Genomic DNA, 22913 nt, shown 5'->3' on the forward strand with positions numbered 1-22913 from the left:
ACTTCACAGGGGCGGCTCAGCGGGCGATCACATTCGGAGTACACACTGCCCGCCATGACCAAACGACACAACGTCATTTCTCTCCTTTTGGCCCTTTCCCTCACGGCAGCTCAGGCTGGCGGAACGGCCCAACCCCCGGTCGCCCAGTCCCATTCGGCGGGTCAGACCGTGAAGCTGCCCACCCTGAGCGTGAATGCCAGTTCGATTGGCCGCACCGCTGCGGTCAGCACCGTGGCCGCCGAAAAACGGCAAGACGGCCCCACCATACCGCTGCCGGCCCACGTCCGGGCGGTGCTCAACGCGCCGGGCGAGCACTGGAAAGCGGATGGCACCGACGTGCCGCCCACCGCTTACGTCAGCGTTTACCCGGTTGCCAGCCTGCGGGCGCGGTTCCCGAACCAGCCGAACACGTTTGGAGAACTTCTGAACACGCTGCTCAGCACCCTCACGGGCATCCGCAGCGGCGCTGTGAACCCGAGTGCCCTGAAGCTTCCGCTGCCTTATTTTCCCGCTGTCAACGCGACTCAAGTTGTGGCCGGGGCCGTCATGAAGGTGCAGACACCCGAGGTGGTGGGCGTGCGGTACCTGACCTACCACGCGCAGGCCGTGGGTCAGATTCCCGGTGACGCTCTGGAATACACCTTTCAGGGCCTGACCCGCGACGGCAAGAACGTGGTCAGTGTTCACCTGCCCTACACGCTGGCCGGCGTGCCCACCCAGGCGCAACTGGACAAAAGCGGCAACTTCAATTTCCCCGGCGAACGACCGGGAATGAGCGCGGCTGAGCGTCAGAAGGTCTACGATACCTACAACTCTGAGCTGACTCGCAAACTCAACGCCGCAAGCCTGAGCACTCAGGACGCGGTGGTCCGCAGCATCCGCGTGCGCTGAGGAGCGACTCTAGAAGAAGGGGGCAGGCTCAAGCAGAGTCTTGCCCCTCTTTCATGGCGGCGGTTTCGGTTTCCCAGTCCACCCAGAACCCCCGCGCCGCGTATCCCGCCGATGTGTAGAGCGCCACCGCCGCCACGTTCTTTTCATAGCTGCCGATAGTAACTTTCTGCGCCCCCAGTGCGGCAAAACGGTGCGTGACTTCTCGAATCAGACCTTTGCCCAAGCCCTGTCGCCGGAAGGCAGCACGAGTACCGACGGGTTCCATCAGGCCAGTGCGCGAACCGGGGTCAAACCAGCCGAGTGCGTAGGCGGCGATTTCGCCGGAGGGTGCGACAACCATCACGTCCAGGTCAGGGCGGTACAGCGGCGCCGCTTGCAGTCGCCCGTATGCCTCCAGAGTGACTTTGGAGGGGTGCCACACGTCCTGATGCACCTTCACGCGGTCCTCGGGGCTGACTTCGCTCCCGCTCATATCGGCAAAATGGAAACCGGCGGGCAGGGCGACAGCTTCCTGGTCGCACGGCTGCACTTCGCGCACCAGCCGAACCATGCGGTTGTCCGTGAGCTCAAACCCGGCCCGTTTCAGCGCGGCCAGTTGCGGAGTGTCCCATTCGTGGGGCTGCACGGTCAGCTTACCGCCAGCTCGGGTTGCCGCAGCTGCCACCATCTCGTCCCAGACGTGGGCAGGAAGGTCAGGCAGACCTTGCAGGACGGACCAGGAGCCGTCGCAGTAGCCGAAGCCCTGCAACTCGTTCCCTCCAGCTTCACCGTCAAAAAGCAGCTCCAGCGCCTGCCGGGGGTCCACCTGCGTGTTCTGATACAGCCACCACACCAGGTCGCCGGGGTGCATAAAAGTCGTCGGCGCATGGTCGGACAGCCAGCGCAGCAGCAGGGTCAGGTCGGCTTCATCGCGGTAGGGGCGGTGCGGCATAGCAAGGAGCATAGACAACGGGGCTCCGGCGAACATCGGCCAGTTGGCTGAGCGTCCCCACCGCCGCCTTGCTCCACAATGGCCCCATGAAACTTGCCGAAGCCCTCATTGAACGCGCCGACCTGCAAAAGCGGGCCGCGCAACTCGAAGAACGCCTTGTGCAGAACATGCAGGTGCAGGAAGGTGAGGTGCCCGCTGAGGACCCGCGCGAGCTGCTCAACGAACTGCTGACCGTCTCATCGGCGCTCGAAGTCCTGCTGCCCCGCATCCACCGCGCCAATCTGTCGGCCACGCTGCCTAGCGGTCAGACCTTGACCGACGCCCTGACCCGCCGTGACTTGCTCGACGCCCGCCTGAAGGCCCTGCGCCGCGCCGCGACCGCCGCTGCCGAACGGCAAACGCGCTACAGCAACAGCGAACTGCGGATGGTCGCCGTTATTCCCCCGAGCGAGCTGCAAAAGCTGGCCGACGTGATGGCGAAAGAGCGGCGCGAACTCGAAGTGCAGATTCAGCAGGCCAACTGGCAGACCGACTTGCCCGGCTCAGGGGCTTGACACTCCGCCGCCTCTCCCCCACCCTGAACCCTGGACACCGGGCTGCGGCACAGGCGAAGGCCTACCGCGCGGCGGGGAAGCAGCCGCACCCATGAGGCTCCGGGACGGGGCCACCCCTGAACAGCGCACGTCCAGCACGCTTCACCCTTGACCGCGCACCGATCACCTTCACCACCGTGACCTTGATGTGCCCGCCCGGTGTCCGCCGCCACGCCCCTTTCGGTGTGGCGGTTTTTTGCTTCCCCAACTCCCGCTTATTCCCCTTCCCATGTAGGGAGAGGGCCGGCACGGGACAATGCGGGGTATGGCTGAGCAAGCAGAACATCCCTCCCGCATCCTCGTGACCGGCGCGAGCGGCTTCGTGGGCCGCGCCACCCTAGCCGAACTCACCCGGCGCGGCTACGAGGTCGTCGCAGGCTCACGGCAGGGCAAGGGCGTGGGCCGGGGCATCGGCATCAAGCTGGACGTGACGAGTGAAAAAAGCGTGCGGCAGGCGCTTCAGGACGTGCAGCCCGCCGCCGTCATTCATCTGGTGGGCATCATCGCCGAGAAAGGCAAGCAGACCTTCGAGCGTGTGCATATCGAGGGCACCCGGCATGTGCTGGACGCCCTCCGCGACTATGACGCTGCCCGGCAACAGGCCCACAAGGGCGACGAGATGGAGCGCCCCCACCCCACCCGCTACCTGCACATGAGCGCGCTCGGCGCCGATGTCCTGAGCCCCAGCGCCTACTCGTGGAGCAAGGGCGAGGCCGAGGGGCTGGTGCGCCTCAGCGGGCTGCCCTGGACCATCTTCCGCCCCAGCCTGATTTTCGGCGTGGGCGACGACTTTTTCGGGCGGGTGCTGAAAAATCTGGTGTCGGCGGCCCCGGTGGTTCCCCAAATCGGAGACGGGCAATTCCCTTTCCGCCCCATCAGCGTGGAGGACGTGGCGCTGGCCTTTGCGGAGGCGCTGGTCAAGCCGGAAACGGTTGGACAGATTTATGCGCTCACCGGCCCGCAGGAGTTCACCTTCAAGGAGTTGCTGGCGCTGGAGCAGCAGGCGCTCGGTCAGCAAAAAAAGGTGGTGCCGGTGCCCCAGAAGCTGATGGACCTCGCCGTCCCGGTCATCAGCCGCCTGCCCGCCGCGCCCATCACCCGCGACCAGTACGCGATGCTCAAGGCCGGCAACACCGCACCGAACGACGCCGCCCGCGCCGCCTTCAACCTGCCGCTGCACCGCTTGCAGGACCGGCTGCCGTACATCGTGGACCGGAAATAACCCCGCAGCAAACACCGCCCGGAACATTCGCGTCCGGGCGGTGTTTCTTTCGGCTATTCCAGCTCGTCGTAATGGTGCAGCAGCGCCGCTTCCGGGTCCCCCACCGAGGCGTGGTGCCGGGCCACGAGTTGCGCGACGCGAGGCCGGGCACCCGCGTAGGCGAGCAACTCGGCCCCCAGTTCAGGGTGTGCCGCCCGGATGCCCAGCGCCCCGGCAGGCGGCAGCAGAATGCTCAGGCGGTGGGGAATCAGGCCGACCAGCACGCGTTCGGCGACATGGTAGGGGCGCACGCTTTTGCCGCAGTCGTGCAGCAGCGAGGCGGCGATCAGCTCGGGGCTGGCGAGGGGATGATCGCCCAGCAGGTGCCGGGTCACGCGGCAAGCGTGTTCACGGTCACGCGGGTCCATGCTGCGGTACACCAGCCGCTCGCCGGGGTTGAGAAACTGCTCGGCCCAGCGGTCGTCGGGGTGGGCGGCGTCGGCCCGCAAGCTGCGCGACAGCCGCCGGACCTTGCCCACGTACCCCCCCAGCTTGCGCCGCAGCCGGTCAGGAAGAGAAAGCCGCAACATGACCGTCATCGTACCGCCTGCCGCCGAGCGCGCCCGCAAGGCTCACCGGAAGCTCAAGATGGTAGACAGATCAAGCAGACAAAGAAACCGGAGCGCCACGGTCACGCAGCGCTCCATTCGAGTCAAACAACTCAAGACAGTTCAGTCGGCAGCCGTGACCTCTTCGCCTTCCACTTCGAGCGCGGCGAGCTGGCGCTCCGTCATCATGGCGGCGCGGGTGCCGGCGCCCACGCTGGTGGCGAGCTGGCGGTAGATGTAATCGCTCACGTCCCCGGCAGCGAACAGCATCGGGATGTTGGTGTAAATCTCGTCGCGCACGTCCACGTAGCCGTCGTCGCGCAGGCTCACGGTGTCCTTGACGAACGCGGTGTTCGGCACGTGACCGATGAAGATGAACACGCCGTCGGTCGCCAGCTCGCTGACTTCGCCGGTCTTGAGATTACGCAGTTTCACGCCGCTCACGCTGTCCGCCCCCTGGATTTCCTCGACGGCGGTGTCCCAGATGAACTTCATCTTGGGGTTGGCGAACGCGCGGGCCTGCGCCACCTTGTTGGCTCGCAGCGTGTCGCGGCGGTGAATGACCGTCACCTCGTCGGCAAACTTGGTCAGGAACATTCCCTCTTCCACCGCTGCGTCGCCGCCGCCAATCACCACGACTTTCTTGCCCTTATAGAAAAAGCCGTCGCAGGTGGCGCAGGTGCTCACGCCTTTGCCCCAGAAGTTGTCCTCACCGGGAATGCCGAGTTTGCGCGGGTCGGCACCCGTCGCCAGAATGACCGCCTTGGCGCGGTACTCACCGTTGTAGCCCCGGACGGTAAAGGGGTAAGGGTGCGAGGTCGCGTCGTGCTGCACGCCCTGCACCTCGTCCATCTCCACTTTGGCGCCGAACTTCTCGGCCTGCTGGTGCATCCGCTGGGCGAGTTCCATCCCGGCAATCGGCTCGGGGAAGCCGGGGAAGTTTTCCACTTCCTCGCTCCAGGCAATCTGCCCACCGGGCATCCCCTTTTCCAGAATCAGCGTGCTGAGCTGGGCCCGCCCGGTGTAGATCGCCGCCGTGAGCCCCGCCGGGCCGCCGCCGATAATCACCACGTCGTAGTCGTGTGCAGTAGGTGCCGTCATGCGTCTCAGGGTAGCACCGGGAGGGAGACACAAAAGCGATTTCCAGTTTATTTTTTAAAGCAAGAAGTGCGACGAAAGACAATAAAAAAGAGAGAAGCTGCGTGAGCTTCTCCCTCCTTCTGGCTGGGGTACAAGGACTCGAACCTTGATTAACGGTGCCAGAAACCGACGTCCTGCCATTAGACGATACCCCAACGACCTTCTCTGGCTTAGCCTCTTGCAAGGCGGGGGGAAGTATAACGGGAGGCCGTGCGCAACGTCAAGCCCTGAGCCGCTGCCTTTGGGACACCTGCGGCTGTCGCCTTGTCCCCCCCTCAGGAACGGCCAGTCGCCAGAAAATCGAGCCGGACAGCGCCTTTTCAGTGCTCTCTCTTCTTGCGCTTCCGTGTTGCCCCTCGTGAAATATTTCTGATAGAATGAGGTGTTGCCGTGCGCATACCCTCGAAGTTGCCGCTGCTGTCTGGGCCGCCTTCCGGCGCCGCTCCCTGCCAGGAATCCGCTGGTCGGGAGGCAGGTGCCCCGACAGGCGCCGACAGAGAGGAATGCAGCACAGGTATCAGGCAAGGCCCGGAGCGTTCCAACGCGAAGGTTTCAGGCCAGGAGGACAGGAGTTCATGGAAGACAACACCCAGACCCCCGCTGTCAACGGCGGGACTCAGCCCACGACGGGCGACACCAGCACCCAGCAGGCCGAAGGCACCCAGCTCGACCAGGAGACCCAGTCGCACCAGGGCGCGCTGAACGCTCAGACCGAGCAGGCGCAGACCGAAGTCAGCCAGGGCGAGCAGGCGCGTCAGCAGGAGCAGGCCGCCAAGACCCAGGCTCAGGAAGAGCGCGACTACCCCGAGATGACCATGGAAGACATCCTCGCCGCCGAGGCGCAGGAACCCCAGTCGGTCACCCGTGGTGACATTGTCGACGGCACCGTGGTCTTTATCGGCCAGGAAGGCATCGCCGTGGACATCGGCGCCAAGGTCGAGGGCGTCATTCCCCTCAACCAGCTCGGCGAAGAGCCCGTGACCCTCGAGCAGGCGCAGGAAATGTACAAGCCCGGCGACGCCATCGAAGCGTACGTCGTGCGCGTGGACCTGCCCAACAGCCAGATCGTGCTCAGCAAGAAGCGTGCCGAGCAGGACAAGGGCTGGCGCGTGCTGGAGCGCATGCAGGAAGCCGACGAGGCTTTCGAAGTCGAGGTGCTGGAAAAGGTGCGCGGCGGTCTGGTCGCGCAGGTCGAGGGCATCCGTGCGTTCCTGCCCGCCTCGCAGGTGGACACCCGCCGCGTCAACGACCTCGACCCCTACGTGGGCAAGCCCCTGATGGTCAAGCTCATCGAGCTCAACCGCAAGCGCAACCGCGTGATCATCAGCCACCGCGCCATCATGGAAGCCGAGAAGGCCAAGGCCCGTGAAGCCACGGTCGGTCAGCTCGAGCCCGGCGCCGTGTTCGAAGGCGAAGTGGTCGAAATCACCGACTTCGGTGTGTTCGTCAACCTCGGCGGCATCGACGGTCTGGTGCACCGCAGCGAACTGACCTACGGGCGCTTCAACCACCCCCGCGACGTGGTCAAGGTGGGCGACAAAGTCCAGGTTCAGGTTATCGACGTGGACGAAGGCCGCGAGCGCATCAACCTGAGCATGAAGGCCCTGACCCAGGATCCCTGGGAAGGTGCGACCGAGCGCTACCACATCGGCCAGCGCGTGAAGGGCAAGGTCACCAACCTGACCAACTTCGGCGCCTTCATCGAACTCGAACCCGGCCTCGAAGGTCTGGTGCACGTCAGCGAAATGAGCTGGACCAAGCGCGTGCGTCACCCCAACGAAGTCATGAAGGAAGGCGACGAGGTCGAAGCCGTCATCCTGCGCATCGACCCCCGCGAGCGCCGGATCAGCCTCGGGATTCGTCAGACCACGGATGATCCGTGGAGCGCCTTGCCCGACCGCTACCCGCCCGGCACCCCGGTCAAGGGCAAGATCACCGGCATGACCGATTTCGGCGTGTTCATGGAGATCGAAGAAGGGATCGAAGGCCTGATTCACATCAGCGAACTCGACACCCAGCGCGTCAACAACCCCGCCGACCTGTTCAAGAAGGGCGACGAGATCGAAGCCGTGATTCTGAACATCGACCCGGTGGAGCAGCGCGCCAGCCTCAGCCGTCGCCGCTTCCTCGGCGGTGGCCCCGTGCCCCAGCGCGGTGAAGGCGGCCAGCGCGACTACGTCAGCCAGGGTGGCGGCAGCCGCCGTGACTCGACCTTCGGCGGTGGCCAGCGCGGTGGCCGTGGCGGACGCGGCGGTGCCGACTACGCCTACAACGCCAAGGACGCCCAGCAGGGTGGCAAGATCAGCACCAAGCTCGGCGACGTCTACGCGGACCTGTTCGCGCAGTTCGGCCTGGGCAACGACAAGAAGGACGAAGGCAGCAGCGAAGAATAAGCTTCGCCGCTGCACAAAGAACCGCCTCCCCGTGAGGCGGTTTTTTGTTGGGCGCTGAAAAAGCTCAGGAGGCGAGAGGAGAAGGTGTCGTCACTCCTCCCTGAGCACGATGTGGTGCACGCGGCAGCGCCTCGTAGCTCTCCTGAGCACCGACCAGCACCACCGGGTCGTCGAAGCGGGCGGGCTGGCCACCGATGAGCCGCTGGGTACGGGTGGCGGGCGCACCGCACACCGTGCAGATGGCCGTCAATTTGTCCACGCTTTCGGCGCGGGCGAGCAACTCGGGCATGGACCCGAACGGCTCGGCGCGGAAATCGAGGTCGAGCCCGGCGAGGACCACCCGCACGCCCGCGTCGGCAAGTTCAAGGACCAGCGGCACCAGCTCCGGGCCGAAAAACTGCGCTTCGTCGATGCCGATTACGTCTACCCCTTCAGGAGCGGCGCTGAGCAGTTCGCCCTGACCGGAGAGCTGGGCGCGGATCGCCTGGGCATCGGGCACCGCCACCGCTTCGAGCGTGCGCCCGGCATGGCTAGCGACCTCGCTGGCGTGGTAGCGGTTGTCGATGGCCGGCTTGAACACGGCGACCCGCTGCCGGGCGATCAGGGAGCGGGTCAGGCGGCGAATGAGTTCTTCACTCTTGCCGCTGAACATGGGACCGACAACCACTTCGAGGTGGCCGCCGGAATAGGGAGAACGTAACACCTGCGGAGTATGCCAGAGACGCCGGGGGGCTGGGCAGTTCAGGGGCAGGGCACTCAGGGCCGGTCTTGCTGGGCGGCCTTCACGGCGTCGGCCTTGGCACGCTCGGCGGGGGTGTCGGTGGGCAGCGGGATGGCGGGCGCCTTCTGGGGCCGCTGCTCGCCCAGCACCTCGTCCACGGCGGCATTGATCCAGGCGAAGGCGCGGCGGGTATTGGGCATGGTGTAGGTCTCGTCGGCGCCGTGCTGCATAAAGGCGTACACCACCCGGCGCCCGTCCTTGGTCTGGAAATAGCCGCTGTAGGTCAGCAGTTTCCAGCCGTTGCCGCCCTTACCGCCGAAAAAGTCGATGTTGCCCGCGTGCTGCGCCTTGAGGGCCGAGCGTCCGAAGCCGGTTGCCATCACCTCGCGCTGCCAGTTCTGGGCGCGGGGCGAAAGGCCGGGGCGCAGGAACTCGTGGGTGACCAGCGTGGCGAGCTCGTAAGGGGTGCTGAGGTTGTGGACCTTCAGATCGTCGGCGGGGTCATAGCGGTGGTCGAAATAGTCGTCGAGCCGCCGCTGCAACTGGTCGTAGCGCTGCCGCTGGGCGTCGGCGTCAATCTGCCGGGCGAGTTGCAGGCGCTGCAAGCCACTGGTCGTGCCCCAGTCGCGGTTGCTGGTGAAGGCCGGTGAGAGCCCCGTCTCGGCCACCCACCACGCCTTGGTCGGCAGAATCAGGCGGGTGTGGCACAGGTGCAGGCGGTCAGCCACGTCCTGCACCCGTTGCAGCCCGATGCGGCGGTGGAGGATGTCGGTGGCCGTGTTGTCGCTGAACTGCACCATGCGCTGCGAGAGCTCGCGCACATTGGAGCCGTCGTAGGGGTAATCGCCCAGGCTCTGGTTTTGCGGCGTCACGTCGAAGCGCTCGTTCGGTGAGATTCTGCCCGCGTCGAACTCGCGCAGCAGCGCCCAGAGCACGGCCTGCTTGTAGGTGCTCGCCAGGGGAAACACGCCGTCGGGGTTGAAGGCCACCGCCCGGCGCGGCTCCAGCGTGCGGGGGTCCACCTCGGCCACCCACAGGCCCAGCCGCCCGCTGAGGGGTTGTGGCGGACGCGGCGCTTGAGTGACAGCCGGGGCAGCGGGAAGGCAGCCGTCAGCCGCCGGAGCTGAGACTGCCGGTTCTGTTGCTGTGGGCGCAGGACTTGATGCGGAGGCAGCCTTCCGTGGGGCAGCTTGTGACTGCGCCGCAGCGGCGGCGGGCGGGGCCGTATCCTGAGCTTCCCGGTTGCGGCAGGCGTTGATGCCGGCCCCCAGCAGCAGCAGCGCCAGGGTCAGACGAATGGTGCCGCGCACGCTCAGGCGCTCAGGGGTTCGAGGGCCACCCCGACCGCGCCCGGCCCCGCGTGCACCGTGACCACGGCGCCGATTTCATGGTCGCCCATGTCCTGAAAGTGCAGGTCGCTGAGCTGCGCCCGGACGGCGGCGCGGTCCTCTTCCCCACCCACCGTCGCCAGAAACGCCACCCGCGCCCCGCCATGCTGGCTCACGTAGCGGCGCACATGCTCGGCGAGGTCGGCCAGCGCCTTTTTCTGCCCGCGCACCCGGCCCCCGGCGTCCACCCGACCCCCGCGCACGACGAGCAGCGGCTTGATGTTGAGCAGCCCGCCGAGCAGCGCCGACGCGCCCCCGATGCGCCCGTTAAGTCGCAGAAAATCCAGCGTGTCCACCGTAAACCGCAGGTCGGCTTGCGGGTAGACGCGTTCCAGGGTCTGCACGATCTGGGGCACGCTCTGCCCCGCCCGCACCAATTCGGCGGCGCGCAGCACCTGAAGGCCCAGCCCCAGCGTCACGGTATGGGTGTCCACCACCGTGACTCGGCCTCCGAACTCCTGCGCCGCCAGCCGGGCACTGCCGACCGTGCCCGAGAGCTGACCGCTGATATGCAGGCTGAGCACTTCGTCGGCGTGTTCCAGCGCTTGAGCGTAGGCCTGGGCAAACTCGGCGGGGCTGGGCTGCGACGTGCTGGGGATCGCCTTGCCGGCGCGCACCCCCTCCACGAGCTGCCGGGCGCTGAGTTGCACACCGTCCTGATAGAGCTGACCTTCGAACAGCACATAAAGCGGAACACCCGTCACGCCCAGGGCGGCGAGGTGTTCCGGTGTCAGGTCACTCGTGGAATCCGTGACGATGGCAATCGACATTACCGGATGTTAGCGTCAAACACAGGCCTGACATATGGAGTGCGCCGCCCGGACGCCAGGAACCACAAAAAACCGGCCCCCGCAGGAACCGGCTTGCTCAAAAGAGCGGACTTTAGCTGTTGAGGATTTCGCCGCCGTGCTTGTTGACGGCGTCCATCAGCACGTCCTGGGGCACGTTGTCGTCCACGGCCACCGCGCGGCCACCAGCGTTGACGCTTTCGTTGACGCGGTTGTAGTAGGCGTCGTCGGCTTCGTAGTTGGTGGTGTAGGAGTCGCTGTAGCTGTCATAGCTGGTGCCGCCGGTTTCATCGACGCCCGCGGCGCCGCCCACAGCGCCCACCGCCGCGCCGACACCCGAACCCAGGGCCGTCATGCCGAGGATTACGGGGAGGGCGAGGCCGCCGGTCGCCACTGTGGCGGCGGTGCCGATCACAGCCGCCGCCGCGCCGGTCAGGGCGCCCGCAACGGTGCCCTTGACAGCGCCCGCACCGGCGTCTTCAGCGGTGCCGCCGCCGTCCACGTAGCCGCCGTCAGCGTAGCTGGTGGTGTTGGTGGTCGTCGTGGTGGCGGCGGGGGTCGTCACGGTGCCGGTCGTGGTGCCGGTGCTCATGGTGTCACCGGCAGCCTGCTGCACGCGGCGGCTCATGTTCATGGTGCCCACCTGGGGCTGCACCACACCACGGCTTTGCAGGTCGGCGATAAAGGCGTCGGCGGCAGACACGGTCGGAAACAGAATGTGCTTCATAGGTGTCAGTGTCACAGTTACGCCTCCCACTCAAATGAGAGTTCAGACAATGTGGCTTGGTTTGCCGGGGAGACGCCGTTTAAGGAGCGGGGGCTCACCCAGCACCCGTCACCTTCTTGTGCGGCATTTCATAGCAGATGAACCCGCGCGGGTCAGGCGCGGGTCCATCTGCGGTGAGGCTGATGTTTTGTTCAGTCGTGCTCGTGCTCAGGAATGCTCGCCAGTTCGCCCCGGCGGGCGGCGCGGCGATCTTCCTCGGCCTGCTCGGCAGCGTCGTAGGCCTTGATGATGCGCCCCACCAGCGGGTGACGCACCACGTCCACCTCGGTGAATTCGTGCCAGCCGATGCCCTCGATCTGGCTCAGCACCCGCTTGGCGACGGCGAGGCCGGAGGTGACGTGACGCGGCAAGTCAATCTGGGTCACGTCGCCGGTCACAACCACCTTGGAGGAAAAGCCCATACGGGTCAGGAACATCTTCATCTGCTCGCCGGTGGTGTTCTGCGCTTCGTCGAGAATGATGAAGGCGTCGTTGAGCGTGCGCCCGCGCATGAAGGCGAGCGGCGCGATTTCGATGACCCCGCTCGTCAGGTATGCCTCGAACTTTTCCTGGTCGAGCATGTCTTGCAGCGAGTCGTAGAGGGGCCGCAGGTACGGGTCGATCTTGGCCTGCAAGTCGCCGGGCAGAAAGCCGAGCTTCTCGCCCGCTTCGACCGCCGGGCGGGTCAGGATGATGCGCTTGACCTTCTTGGCCTTGAGCGCCTGCACCGCCATCGCCACCGCCATGTAGGTCTTGCCGGTCCCGGCGGGGCCGACGCCGAAGGTGATGTCAGATTCGTTGATGAGGTCGAGGTAGAGCTTTTGCCCCGGCGTCTTGGGCTTGAGGCCGCGCGGCAGGGTCAGGCCGTTGACCTGGGTTTCGGCGGCGAGGCTGCGGCCCTCGCTGCTCAGGCGCGCCGAGCGCAGCAGGCTGTCGGGGGTGAGTTCGCCGCCCGAGCGCACCACGTCCAGAGCGTCGCGCACCATGCGCTCGGCGCCTTCCACGTCTGCCGCGTCGCCGGTAATAGTTACGGTTTCGCCCCGCGCAATCAGCTTGGCCCGCGTCAGCTCGCGCATGCGGCGCAGGTTGGCGTCGTTGGCGCCGAGCAGGGCGTAGGCCTCGCGCTGGTCGTTCAGGGTCACGGTCGCGGTCACCGTCTGGTCTTCAGCACGCGGGGCGATGTTGGTCTGAGAGTCCGTCAACTTATCTCCTGTCCTGGCCCCCGCAGGGGCACAGTCCTCCCCTAGGGGCCGGGGAGGGAAAGGGGGCGAAAAAAGGCATTCGGATAGCGCCATTGTGTGACGCCGGGCGCCGGGCCTGGGTATGCCGGTCCACATTTACGGCTGCGAGGCTGCCCTCGGCCCGCAGGATGGCACCCGGCAACGAGCCGCACATCGGCCACCTGGCGGAGTCAAGATTCTGTTACAAGCACCGCCCAGAAGCGCTCGACAGGCCCCGGCAACCAGACGAGGTTCACCTGAGAGTCGGTGCCCCACAACACGGCTTTTTGCCCAAACGTCTCGCCCCAGTCCCGTGCCTTCTCCAGAGGTGCCCCCGGAATGAGCAGGCTGTCCTCGGCCCACTCGCCGTTGCCGTTGCGAGCGGGATGTGGGGAGAAACCCGCCTGCGTCACAGCAGCCAGCAACTCACCCTGCCGGGCATGGTTCTCGGCGTCCGGGGCCTGCTGAGCGTCCGGGTTCCAGGCGGTGACGATGGCCCAGGGACCGTGTGCCCAGCGGGGAGCAGGGCCGGGAACGGGGCTGAGGCACATACGCTTGCCGGGCGGGCCGTAAAGCGTCGCCAGGAACGCGGCCCGCAGCTCGGGGTCGGGCGTGGGGCCGGTCAACGCGTGACCACCGCCTGGGCATTGAGCGTCTGGCCGCTGCGCAGGCGCAGGGTGAGCATCACCCGCTGTCCGGGGCGAAACTTGCCGCCGAGCACCACCCGGTACGCCGAGCCGCTGCCCAGCATCAGCGTGCCGGAAAGCGGCAGGGCGGCGGTGGTCACGCAGCGCGGGGCACAGCGCAGCAGTCGGGCACGGCCCACAGTGCTCCAGACGCCGGTCAGGGCGTCGTGCGGCGCGCCGCGCACCTGCCCTTGCAGCAGCGCCCCGCCGTAGGAGAGCCGCAGCCCGAGCTGCGCGGCGGGCGCGGCCTGCCCGGTGCCGAGAAAGCCGCCAAGGAGGCCAGCGAGCAGCGCCGACAGCGCCAGCATCCGGGCAGGGCGCTTCATTCGCCGTCCCCCGCTTCGCCCTCGTCGGTCGTGTCTGGGCCGGCGCCTGGCGCGTCCACCTCGGTCTTCATCACCTCGCGCAGCACGCTGGTGGCGAAACTGCCCTTGGGGAGGGTGAAGGCGAGCACGTAACCGTCGTCCTCAGGGCGCACTTCAGCCTCAGCGGGAAAGACGCGAATCAGGCGGCGGTCGCCCTTGCGCGAGGCGAAGACCTGCGGGGACAGGCCGAACAGCGCGAGGGCCTCGGCCTCCAGGGCGCCCGCGTCGGCGGTGAGGGGCTTGACCTTGCGTCCGAAGAGGGTTCCGGTCGCGCTGACCTCGCCGCGCTGCGCTCTGGGGGTCTCGGCCCCGGCGTCCTCCACCAGAAAGACGCCGCCCGTGTCGTGCTTTTTCGCCATGTCGCCGGTCAGCAGGCGGTCGAAGACCTCGCGCTCCAGCCGCAGGCTCACCAGTGCGTTGAAGATGGCACTCTGCACGCTGCTCGTCAGGAAGCGGCGCACGCGGGGGTCGCGCAGTTCCGACTCGCCGCGCAGCACCCGCAGGCCCTCCTCGGCGTTGAGCCCGCCGAGGCCGAAGCGCTGGGGGCCGAAATAGTTGGGCACGCCGCCCTGCGCGAGCGTCGCCAGCGTCTCCCCTGCCTGCTCGGCCATGCCCGCCGCGCCGCGCACCCGCACCACGAAGCGGTTGCCGTGCAGGTGGCCCATGCCGAGCTTGTTGGTGTGGCGCGAGGTTTCCAGAATCCGCACGCCGGGCAGCGAGAAGTCGCCCATGCGCGGCTCGACTTTGGCGGGGAGGCTCAGCCACTGGGTGGTCACGGCGTGGCGGTCCTTGAGGCCGGCGACCCCCACGTCGCGGTCACGCACGCCGAGCTGCGCGCACAGCTCGCGGACCACGTGCGCGGTGGTGTGGCGGGTCTTTTCCACGTGCAGGTACAGGTACTCGCCGCTGCCGCCGGGCAGGTAGGCGGGCACCTCCTGCACCTGAAAGTCGGCAGGCTCGGCCCGCAGGCGGCCCCCGGTGCCGGGAGAAGTCGTTCGCTCGCAGCGCCGACCAGTCAAAGATGAGGCTCATTGCGCCCGATTGTAAGCGCCCGTTGCCAGGGCTGCCGGCAAACGCGCGCCGCGCTGCATGAACGGCCCCTCGCCCGCGCCGCATTTTTCTTTTCCCCCGGCGGCGGACACTGGGGGCATGACGCGCCCGCCTCCCCCACGCCCCACCTCCTTTCTGGACCCGCCCCCACGGGCCGTTTCGCCGCTGGCGCCGGGCCGCCCGCACGTCAAGGCCGCGGCGGGGGTGACGGCGGGCCTGATCGCGCTGCTCTGGGGGCAGGAGGTGGCCGACCAGTTTCTCTTCGGCACCCGGCTGGACGGGTACGGCATCGAGCCGCGCCAGGTGGGAACCTTCTGGCACGTGTTCACGGCGCCCTTTTTGCACGCGGGGTTTCCGCACCTGATCGCCAACACGGTACCGCTGGCGGTGTTGGCCTTCATGACCGCCGTGCGCTCGGTGAGCCGCTTTCTGGTCGCCACCTTCCTGATTGCCCTGATCGGCGGCGGGCTGGTGTGGCTGTTAGGGCGCAGCGGCTCGGTGCATCTGGGGGCGAGCGAACTGGTGTTCGGCTACCTCGCGTACCTGCTCGGCGTGGGCTGGTGGGAACGGACGCCGCTGTCCGTCGTGATCGCGGTGATCGCCTTCGCGCTCTACGGCGGCGTGCTGTGGGGCGTGCTGCCGAGCAACCCCGCCATCTCGTGGGAGGCGCACCTCTTCGGCTTTATCGGCGGGCTGGTCGCGGCGGCGCTGCTGCACCGGAAGGTGCGTCGGGCATGAAGGGTGGGCTAAACGGCGTGACGGTTCCGTCAGCCGGAGCGTGTCAAACTGCACGGCACGTCTCCGGCCACTGACCGGGGAGCCTGCCGAGGGGCCTGCCTATGCGCTGCGAAATCCGACACACCACCGAGTATCACTACCCCAAACCCGCCTGGGACTCGTTCAATGAAGTCCGCCTGCATCCGGTGCAGGAGGTGCGGCAGACGCTGCGTTCCTTTCACCTGAACGTGACGCCGGAAGCCGAAATCACGTCCCACAAGGACTATTTCGGGACGCTGGTGCACCATGTCCACGTGCATGAGGCGCACACCGAACTGCGGATCGAGGCGCAGGCCATCGTGGACACCCACGCCGTGACGCTGCCGCTGCCCGCCCCCATGAGTGTGCTCGAAGACGTGCGGCCCAGGAACATCGAGTTTCTGGTGCCGTCTCCGCGCGTGCCTGCCGGAGACTGGCCGGAAATCTTCGAGGTGCGCCGTCCGGGGCCGAAGGACGACCTGCCGAGCTTTCTGAGCGACCTCAACACCTTCCTCTACCACCGCTTTACCTACGACGCCAAGGCGACCGGCGTGAACACTCCGCTCGCTGAGTTCGCGCGGCACGGACGGGGCGTGTGCCAGGACTTTACCCACGCCATGCTGGGCATCTTGCGTCAGCTCGGGATTCCGGCCCGCTACGTCAGCGGCTACCTCTACAGCGGCGGAGAAATGCGGGGCGCCGAGGCCACCCACGCCTGGGTGGAGGCGCTCATTCCGGGCTACGGCTGGCTGGGCTACGACCCCACCAACAACCGGCTGGCCGGCGAAAAACACATCAAGATCGCCCACGGGCGCGAGTACAGCGACGTGTCCCCGGTGCGCGGCACCTACTACGGCGGCGGCCAGGGCAAGCTGGACGTGGCGGTGCACGTGTACGGGGAGCAGTAAAACAAAACTCCCCCCGCCGGTCAGCGAGGGGAGGGTGTTCAGGAAGACTTACAGCCCGAACAGTGAGCGGAGCAGCACCGGCTCGACGATGCTATAGGCCAGTGCCGAGAGCACCAGTGTCACCCCGGCCTTGACCGGGTCGCGCAGGTTCATGCTCGACTGCACGGCGAGAAAGCCGAAGAAAGCCAGCGCCAGCGCAATCACCACGCTCTGCACGAACCAGCCGAAGATGGGAATGATGCCGAGCAGGGTGCCCACGATGCTCAGCGGCACGAAGAACAGGGCAAAGGTGTAGGCGACTTCCGAGTAGCGGCCCGTGCCGCCGAACAGGTAGCGGCCAATCAGGTACACCGCGCCGGTAAAGACGAGGAACTGCGCCGGAATCCCGATGAGGCGCGAGAACAACTGGCCGAAAAAGGTCACGTCGCTGTGAAAGACCGAGAACAGCGCGGCAATCACGCCCGAGACGGCAGCGGCGAGCAGGACATACATCAGCGCTTGCCCGGTGCCGCCCCGCCGCTCAAAGCGCTCGAAGGTGCTGGGCGCAGGCCGGGCCAGGACCGCCGTGCTCTGGGCGAACATGTCCGAAATCTGGCTGGGTGCGCTGGGCGTGGAAAAGGGGGAGCGGGTCATGCCTTCAATACGCGCCCTGTGCCCCGGCGGTTGCCCCCCGCCGCCCTGAGCTAGCGTTCATCTTCCTCGGCGTCACGGCTGAAGCCCGGCGCAATGGGGGAATGGGTGCGGTTTTGCCCGGCGAGGGTCTGAGGATTCGGACCAGCAGCGGGCGCGGACATGGGCGGGGCAGACGCGGCAGGGGCAGACGCGGCAGGGTTAGGCGCGGCGGGCGCTTGACCGGCTCCCTGTGTCTGCTTGACCTCGCGGGCCAGTTTGACCTCCAGCGGGGCGCTGCCGAAACTCACGCTGCGCTGAGGCGAGGGAATCTCGATGTTCGCCTCGTCCATGGCAATTTTGATGCGGCGGTTGAACTCGCGGCCCAGGGCAAACTGGCTTTTGGGCAGCACCTTGAACAGCGCGCGCAGAGTGATGCCGTCGGGAGCGAGATCGGTGACGCCCTGCACCTCGGGCGCGTCGAGGAAGTGATCTTTCCATGCGGGGTCGTGATACAGCTCCCGGCTGACCGCGTCGAGCACGCCGAGCGCCTGATCGATGTTGGTGTTGTAGGTCACGTCCACCGTCGCCACCACCCGCGACCAGTCCTTGCTGCTCACGCTGACGGTCTGAATCTGGCCGTTGGGGACGATGTGCACGGTGCCGTCGAGCGCGCGCAGGGTGGTCACGCGCAGGTTGACGCTCTCCACGTTGCCCGAGAGCTGCCCGGTGTTGATGGTGATCACGTCGCCCACGCCGTATTGGTCTTCGAGCAGGATAAAAAAGCCGGTAAAGAGGTCCTTGAAGAGGTTCTGCGCCCCGAAGCTGACCGCCAGGCCCAGCACCGACACGCCCGCGAGCAGGCTGGTCGTGTTAAGGCCGAGGGTCTGCAACATGGCGAGGGCGGCAATGACGACGATGAGGACGCGCAGGGTGCTTTCCACCACGCCCTTGAGGGTCTGCACCCGCACCGTGCGGCGGTTGAAGTCGTCGTCAGGCACCACGCGGCCACTGATCACGCTGATGAGGTTCCAGGCGATCATCGCCATCGCCAGCACGACCACCACCTTGCCCGCGCTGTTGCGAAAGCCCTCGCGGATATCGGCCCCGAGGTCAAACAAGACGGGCACGTCGGGCAGGTAGGCGATGTGGGTGGCACTCGCCAGCCAGCCCACCGAAATCGTCAGCAGCAGCAGCCACTTGAGCACCAGCGTCAGGCGGGGGTGCAGGTAGCCTTCAATGCTGCGCAGCAGCGTGCGGCCCAGGCGGTAGAGCGCGTAGGCCACCACCAGGGTCAGCGCGAGGCCCACCCAGACCTGCGGCTTGGCGAGCTGGACCATCAGAACATCGAGCATGGGCCTTACTGTGCCATGTCCGGCGCAGGCCAGGGGGATAGAAAAGCGAGAGGGCCGGGAAGGGCATTTCCCATGACCTCTCGCCTTTCAGAGTGAGCCGGGCGGCTCAGCCGTTCTCAGCCCTGCGGCCCCGCGAACGCCGCTTCCAGGCGCTCGACCAGCCGCGCTTCGTGGGCGCGGGCGGCACGCAGCACGGCGTTTTTGACGGCGCGGGCGTCGGCGCTGCCGTGGCCGATAAAGGCCAGCCCCCGCACCCCGATCAAGATGCTCGCGCCGTAAGGTGCTGGGGTCCATCCGCTCGGCCAGCCCGCGCAGCGAGTCGCGCACCAGCAGGCCGCCGAGTTTGCTCTTGACGTTGGAATTGAGCGCTTCCTTGACCCAGCCGAGCAGCACCCGCGCCTCGCCCTCGGCGAGCTTGAGGACCACGTTGCCGGTAAAGCCGTCGGTCACCACGATGTCGGTGGTGGATCTGAAGATGTCGCGCCCCTCCACGTTCCCGTAGAAGGTGATGCCCTGGCCGTCGAGCGCCCGCAGGAGGGTGTGCGCCTCGACCACCTGCTGGCTGCCCTTGTGGTCCTCTTCGCCGATGGAGAGCAGGCCCACGGTGGGGTTGTCGCGGTCTTCGAGGACTTTGAGGTACACCGTCGCCAGCCGCGCCCACTGCGCGAGGTAGGCGGGTTTGACGTCGGCGTTGGCCCCAGCGTCGAGCAGCGTGGTAAAGCCGCCCTGCGCGGGCAGGTGCGCCAGAATGGCGGGGCGGTCCACACCCTTGATGCGCCCGAGCGTGAGCAGCGCCGAGGCCATCGTCGCGCCCGAATGCCCCATGCTGACGGCGGCGGCGGCGCGGCCTTCCTTGACCAGCCGGGTGCAGACGTTGATGCTCGCGCCGGTGCGGCTGCGCACGTCGCTGGCGTGCTCTTCCATCCCGATCACGTCGGGGGCGTCCACCACCTCGATGGGCAGGCGGCTGCTTCCCTCGTGTTTGCCGAGTTCGGCGTGCAGCTTGACCCGGTCGCCCACGAGCAGCACCGACACCCCGCTGCGGGCGGCCTGCACCGCGCCGTCCACGTTGGGCGTCAGGCCGTGGTCGCCGCCCATCGCGTCGAGCGCCACCGGCAGGCGCCCCGCCGCTTTGGCGCTCAGATTCGCCGGGCTCGCCTCAGCGCTCATCGCCTGCTCCAGCTCCGTAGAACGACGCACGCAGGTCGCGGTCCTGGGTGCGGCTCGCCCCGTCACGCCCGCTGCCTTCGCTCGGCAGGCGGTAGCCGGGGCGCTCGACCTGCTCACGGATGCTGGCGAGGTCCACGTACTCGTCGGCGGCGTTGCGCAGTTCGGCGCTCGTCATCTCGGGAATGCTCGCCACGATGACTTTCTTGCCCCGGGCGCGCAGCACCTCCACCGGGCGCTCGAAGTCGCCGTCGCCGGAGAGCAGCACCGCCACGTCGTAGCGGCTCTCGGTGGTGAGCAGGTCGGTCACCAGTTCGATGTCGAGGCTGGCGCGGCGCGAGGTGTCGCCGTTCTCGTCGGTGTTCTCGCGCAGCGGGCGGGTGCGGACCGTGTAGCCCATGTAGGTCAGGGCGTCCACGAAGCGCTTTTGTTTGTCGTCCACCGGCCAGGGCACGGCGGTGTAGTAAAAGGCGTTATACAGAGCGCCGAGCCCCGCAAAATGTTCGAGAATCTTGCGGTGGTCGAAGTTCCAGCCGAGCCGTTTGGCCGCGGCATAGACATTCGCGCCGTCAATAAAGAGTGCAATACGTTCCATGAGTCTCCTGTCCCGCGCAGGATAGCGGATGCCCCGGCGCAGCGCGGTGTCCTGCTGCTCTGCCCCCCCCTGCGCCTTCTTCTTGAACCCACTGCACAGAACCCACTGGACAGAACCCACTGCACAGCCGCCGCGAGGGCCTGAGGGCCATGGAGACCGAGGGCCCTGGACATTGAGAATGATTCTCAATATGGTGCAGGGAGCTTCGGGCCTCTTGCCGCGCAGCAGAGCCAGCGAGGCGAAGGAGAGTGTATGAGCGACGAAAACAACAAGGGCGTCGGCACGGCGGTGCAGGGCGTGGGCGGTCCCCGCGACGGGCGCACCGCCCCCGGCGAGCAAGGCACCACCCTGACCACCCGCCAGGGCCACCCCGTTCACGACAACCAGAACAGCCGCACGGTGGGCAGCCGTGGCCCGATGACGCTGGAAAACTACCAGTTCATCGAAAAGCTCTCGCACTTCGACCGCGAGCGCATTCCCGAGCGTGTGGTGCACGCCCGCGGCGTCGGCGCCCACGGCGTGTTCAGAGCGACGGGCAAGGTCGGCGACGAGCCGGTGAGCAAGTACACCCGCGCCAAGCTGTTTCAGGAAGACGGCAAGGAAACGCCCGTCTTCGTGCGCTTCTCGACGGTGGGTCACGGCACCCACTCGCCCGAAACGCTGCGTGACCCGCGCGGGTTCGCCGTCAAGTTCTACACCGAAGACGGCAACTGGGACCTCGTCGGCAACAACCTCAAAATCTTCTTCATCCGTGACGCGCTGAAGTTCCCCGACCTGATCCACAGCCAGAAGCCCAGCCCGACCACCAACATCCAGTCGCAGGAGCGCATCTTCGATTTCTTCGCGGGCTCCCCCGAAGCGACCCACATGATTACCCTGCTGTACTCGCCCTGGGGCATTCCGGCGAGCTACCGCTTCATGCAGGGCAGCGGCGTGAACACCTACAAGTGGGTCAACGACCAGGGTGAAGGCGTGCTGGTCAAGTACCACTGGGAACCCGTGCAGGGCGTGCGCAACCTGACGCAGATGCAGGCCGACGAGGTGCAGGCGACCAACTTCAACCACGCGACCCAGGACCTGCACGACGCCATCGAGCGCGGCGACTTTCCCCAGTGGGACCTGTTCGTGCAGATCATGGAAGACGGCGAGCACCCCGAACTCGACTTTGACCCCCTCGACGACACCAAGATCTGGCCCCGCGAGCAGTTCCCCTGGCGGCACGTCGGCCAGATGACGCTGAACCGCAACCCCGAAAACGTGTTTGCCGAAACCGAGCAGGCCGCCTTCGGGACCGGCGTGCTGGTGGACGGCCTGGACTTCAGCGACGACAAGATGCTCCAGGGCCGCACCTTCAGCTACTCCGACACCCAGCGCTACCGCGTCGGCCCCAACTACCTGCAACTGCCGATCAACGCGCCCAAAAAGCACGTCGCCACCAACCAGCGCGACGGGCAGATGGCCTACCGGGTGGATACCTTTGAGGGCCAGGACCAGCGTGTGAACTACGAGCCGAGCCTTCTCAGCGGTCCCAAGGAAGCGCCTCGCCGCGCCCCCGAGCACACCCCCCGCGTGGAAGGCAACCTCGTGCGCGCCGCCATCGAACGCCCCAACCCCTTCGGGCAGGCCGGGATGCAGTACCGCAACTTCGCCGACTGGGAGCGTGACGAACTGGTGAGCAACCTCTCCGGCGCTCTGGCGGGCGTGGACAAGCGTATTCAGGACAAGATGCTCGAATACTTCACCGCCGCCGACGCCGACTACGGCCAGCGCGTGCGCGAGGGCATTCAGGCCAAGGAAGCCGAGATGAAGGGCCAGAAGCAGGAAGCCCCCGTCTACGGCACCGAGGCGAGCAGCCTGTACTGAGACAAGCTGAGCACGGAAACTGAAAGAGTCGCCCCGGTGTGGGCGGCTTTTTTTATGGTCCTCTGAAGCTGTTTTTCATTTCCCAGCAAACAGCCCAAAGCCCCCGAATCCCGCTACAATCAACCATGATCGACCCCCACCAGTACGGTGCTTTTCTGGTCGCTGCCGTGGTGCTGGCCCTGCTCCCCGGCCCCGGACTGATGTACATTCTCGCCCGCAGTCTGGGGGGTGGGCGTTGGGCCGGGATTCAGAGCGCCCTCGGCACCGGAGCCGGCGGCATGGTGCATGTGCTGGCCTCGGCGGTGGGGCTCTCGGCGCTCATCATGGCGTCGTCGCTCGCTTTCAGCGTCGTGAAGTACGCGGGGGCGGCGTACCTGATTTATCTGGGCCTGCGCGTGCTGCTGTCCAAAGAGGCCCTGTCGTCCAAAGAGGAAGCCAGCCTCGCTGCCGCCGCGCCCGAGCGTCAGAGCCGCCTGTTCACGCAGGGCGCCATGACCGAACTGCTCAATCCCAAAACGGCCCTGTTTTTCCTGGCGGTGATTCCCCAGTTCGTGAAGCCTGCAACGGGGCACGTCTTCGGACAATTTCTGCTGCTGGGCACGACTTCGGTGGTGGTCAACACGCTCAATGCCATGCTCGTCGCCACGCTGGCCGGGTTTCTGGGCGCGCGACTGCAAGGCAACCCCCGCTTTCAACGCGGGCAAAAGGTGGCGAGCGGCGGGGCGATGATCGCCCTGGGCACTTACGTCGCGGTTGAAAGGTAAAACGGTGGACATGTCCCCTTCCGCTCAGTCCATCAGGCTCCCATTCGTCAGGCCCCAGCCCCTCGGCCCCGGCGCCCGCGTGGCGGCGCTCAGCCTCAGTGGGGGCTTCGTGACCGAGGTGCCGCACCGGTACGCGACCGGGGTGCGGCAGGCCG

Annotated in this window: 21 protein-coding genes, 1 tRNA gene and 2 pseudogenes; 8 read left to right on the forward strand and 16 right to left on the reverse strand. The window is 66.8% G+C overall.

Annotation, left to right across the window (positions count from 1 at the left end; all coding sequences use genetic code 11):
- Positions 1-168 precede the first annotated feature (168 nt).
- The gene (locus tag DR_RS10125; RefSeq protein ID WP_164927985.1) at positions 169-891 is read left to right on the forward strand and encodes a hypothetical protein; all 723 of its coding nucleotides are present in this window, start codon (positions 169-171) and stop codon (positions 889-891) included.
- A 28-nt stretch (positions 892-919) separates the two neighbouring features.
- On the opposite strand, the gene DR_RS10130 is transcribed toward DR_RS10125, so the two are convergent.
- Positions 920-1822 carry a GNAT family N-acetyltransferase gene (locus DR_RS10130; RefSeq protein ID WP_027479828.1) on the reverse strand — a complete coding sequence of 301 codons (903 nt, stop codon included), beginning with the start codon at positions 1820-1822 and terminating at the stop codon, positions 920-922.
- An 86-nt stretch (positions 1823-1908) separates the two neighbouring features.
- Between DR_RS10130 and DR_RS10135 the strand changes: the two genes are divergently transcribed.
- Both DR_RS10135 and DR_RS10140 read left to right on the forward strand, forming a co-directional pair.
- Positions 1909-2376, forward strand: coding sequence for a DIP1984 family protein (locus DR_RS10135; protein ID WP_027479829.1), 468 nt, complete (start codon positions 1909-1911; stop codon positions 2374-2376).
- A 304-nt stretch (positions 2377-2680) separates the two neighbouring features.
- On the forward strand, positions 2681-3637 hold the full coding sequence (locus DR_RS10140) for a complex I NDUFA9 subunit family protein (RefSeq protein ID WP_027479830.1): 957 nt from the start codon (positions 2681-2683) through the stop codon (positions 3635-3637).
- Positions 3638-3690: 53 nt separating this feature from the next.
- Here DR_RS10140 and DR_RS10145 read toward each other — a convergent pair whose 3' ends face one another.
- From DR_RS10145 to DR_RS10155, 3 genes are all read right to left on the reverse strand, one after another.
- Positions 3691-4206 (reverse strand): HD domain-containing protein, encoded by a 516-nt coding sequence (locus DR_RS10145; protein ID WP_027479831.1) that lies wholly within the window; start codon positions 4204-4206, stop codon positions 3691-3693.
- Between the two features lie 141 nt (positions 4207-4347).
- Positions 4348-5325: a thioredoxin-disulfide reductase gene (trxB, locus tag DR_RS10150; protein ID WP_010888615.1), complete on the reverse strand. Its 978-nt coding sequence runs from the start codon at positions 5323-5325 to the stop codon at positions 4348-4350.
- A 120-nt stretch (positions 5326-5445) separates the two neighbouring features.
- Positions 5446-5519, reverse strand: a tRNA-Gln gene (locus tag DR_RS10155).
- A gap of 420 nt (positions 5520-5939) precedes the next feature.
- On the opposite strand from DR_RS10155, the gene DR_RS10160 reads away from it, so the two are divergent.
- Positions 5940-7757: a 30S ribosomal protein S1 gene (locus DR_RS10160; RefSeq protein ID WP_027479832.1), complete on the forward strand. Its 1818-nt coding sequence runs from the start codon at positions 5940-5942 to the stop codon at positions 7755-7757.
- A gap of 90 nt (positions 7758-7847) precedes the next feature.
- Here the strand turns inward: DR_RS10160 and DR_RS10165 are convergent.
- The 8 genes and pseudogenes from DR_RS10165 to truD form a co-directional block, all read right to left on the reverse strand.
- Positions 7848-8460 (reverse strand): annotated as a pseudogene (locus tag DR_RS10165) (thymidine kinase).
- Positions 8461-8513: 53 nt separating this feature from the next.
- Positions 8514-9788, reverse strand: a complete 1275-nt coding sequence (locus DR_RS10170; protein ID WP_010888618.1) for a serine hydrolase — start codon at positions 9786-9788, stop codon at positions 8514-8516.
- 2 nt (positions 9789-9790) lie between these two features.
- A complete protein-coding gene (locus DR_RS10175) occupies positions 9791-10636 on the reverse strand; it encodes a DegV family protein (protein WP_010888619.1) in 846 nt (281 codons plus the stop codon).
- A gap of 112 nt (positions 10637-10748) precedes the next feature.
- On the reverse strand, positions 10749-11381 hold the full coding sequence (locus DR_RS10180; protein WP_027479834.1) for a hypothetical protein: 633 nt from the start codon (positions 11379-11381) through the stop codon (positions 10749-10751).
- Between the two features lie 191 nt (positions 11382-11572).
- On the reverse strand, positions 11573-12715 hold the full coding sequence (locus tag DR_RS10185; protein WP_010888621.1) for a PhoH family protein: 1143 nt from the start codon (positions 12713-12715) through the stop codon (positions 11573-11575).
- Positions 12716-12831: 116 nt separating this feature from the next.
- Positions 12832-13266, reverse strand: a complete 435-nt coding sequence (locus DR_RS10190) for a DUF3293 domain-containing protein (RefSeq protein WP_010888622.1) — start codon at positions 13264-13266, stop codon at positions 12832-12834.
- Positions 13263-13652 carry a hypothetical protein gene (locus DR_RS10195; protein WP_010888623.1) on the reverse strand — a complete coding sequence of 130 codons (390 nt, stop codon included), beginning with the start codon at positions 13650-13652 and terminating at the stop codon, positions 13263-13265. The genes DR_RS10190 and DR_RS10195 overlap by 4 nt, the downstream gene beginning before the upstream one ends.
- Positions 13649-14710, reverse strand: coding sequence for a tRNA pseudouridine(13) synthase TruD (gene truD, locus DR_RS10200; protein ID WP_010888624.1), 1062 nt, complete (start codon positions 14708-14710; stop codon positions 13649-13651). The genes DR_RS10195 and truD overlap by 4 nt, the downstream gene beginning before the upstream one ends.
- A 130-nt stretch (positions 14711-14840) precedes the next feature.
- On the opposite strand from truD, the gene DR_RS10205 reads away from it, so the two are divergent.
- Positions 14841-15479 (forward strand): rhomboid family protein, encoded by a 639-nt coding sequence (locus DR_RS10205; RefSeq protein WP_028328056.1) that lies wholly within the window; start codon positions 14841-14843, stop codon positions 15477-15479.
- Between the two features lie 101 nt (positions 15480-15580).
- Complete coding sequence (locus tag DR_RS10210; protein WP_010888626.1) at positions 15581-16405, forward strand: transglutaminase family protein; 825 nt, start codon at positions 15581-15583, stop codon at positions 16403-16405.
- Between the two features lie 48 nt (positions 16406-16453).
- Here DR_RS10210 and DR_RS10215 read toward each other — a convergent pair whose 3' ends face one another.
- The 4 genes and pseudogenes from DR_RS10215 to DR_RS10230 all read right to left on the reverse strand — a co-directional run bounded on the left by DR_RS10215 (position 16454) and on the right by DR_RS10230 (position 20131).
- The gene (locus DR_RS10215; protein ID WP_010888627.1) at positions 16454-17038 is read right to left on the reverse strand and encodes a YIP1 family protein; all 585 of its coding nucleotides are present in this window, start codon (positions 17036-17038) and stop codon (positions 16454-16456) included.
- Between the two features lie 50 nt (positions 17039-17088).
- Complete coding sequence (locus DR_RS10220) at positions 17089-18369, reverse strand: mechanosensitive ion channel family protein (protein WP_010888628.1); 1281 nt, start codon at positions 18367-18369, stop codon at positions 17089-17091.
- A 116-nt stretch (positions 18370-18485) separates the two neighbouring features.
- Positions 18486-19539: pseudogene (plsX, locus tag DR_RS10225) on the reverse strand (phosphate acyltransferase PlsX).
- Positions 19529-20131: an NYN domain-containing protein gene (locus tag DR_RS10230; RefSeq protein ID WP_010888630.1), complete on the reverse strand. Its 603-nt coding sequence runs from the start codon at positions 20129-20131 to the stop codon at positions 19529-19531. Before DR_RS10230 ends, plsX begins: the two are co-directional and overlap by 11 nt.
- Before the next feature lie 252 nt (positions 20132-20383).
- Here DR_RS10230 and katA point away from each other — a divergent pair, with 252 nt between their 5' ends.
- The gene (gene katA, locus DR_RS10235; RefSeq protein WP_010888631.1) at positions 20384-21994 is read left to right on the forward strand and encodes a catalase; all 1611 of its coding nucleotides are present in this window, start codon (positions 20384-20386) and stop codon (positions 21992-21994) included.
- A 125-nt stretch (positions 21995-22119) separates the two neighbouring features.
- Positions 22120-22758, forward strand: a complete 639-nt coding sequence (locus DR_RS10240; RefSeq protein WP_027479837.1) for a LysE family translocator — start codon at positions 22120-22122, stop codon at positions 22756-22758.
- The last annotated feature ends 155 nt before the right edge of the window (positions 22759-22913 follow it).

Origin of the sequence: Deinococcus radiodurans R1 = ATCC 13939 = DSM 20539, assembly GCF_000008565.1 — a bacterium.
In the GTDB taxonomy this organism is placed as follows: domain Bacteria; phylum Deinococcota; class Deinococci; order Deinococcales; family Deinococcaceae; genus Deinococcus; species Deinococcus radiodurans.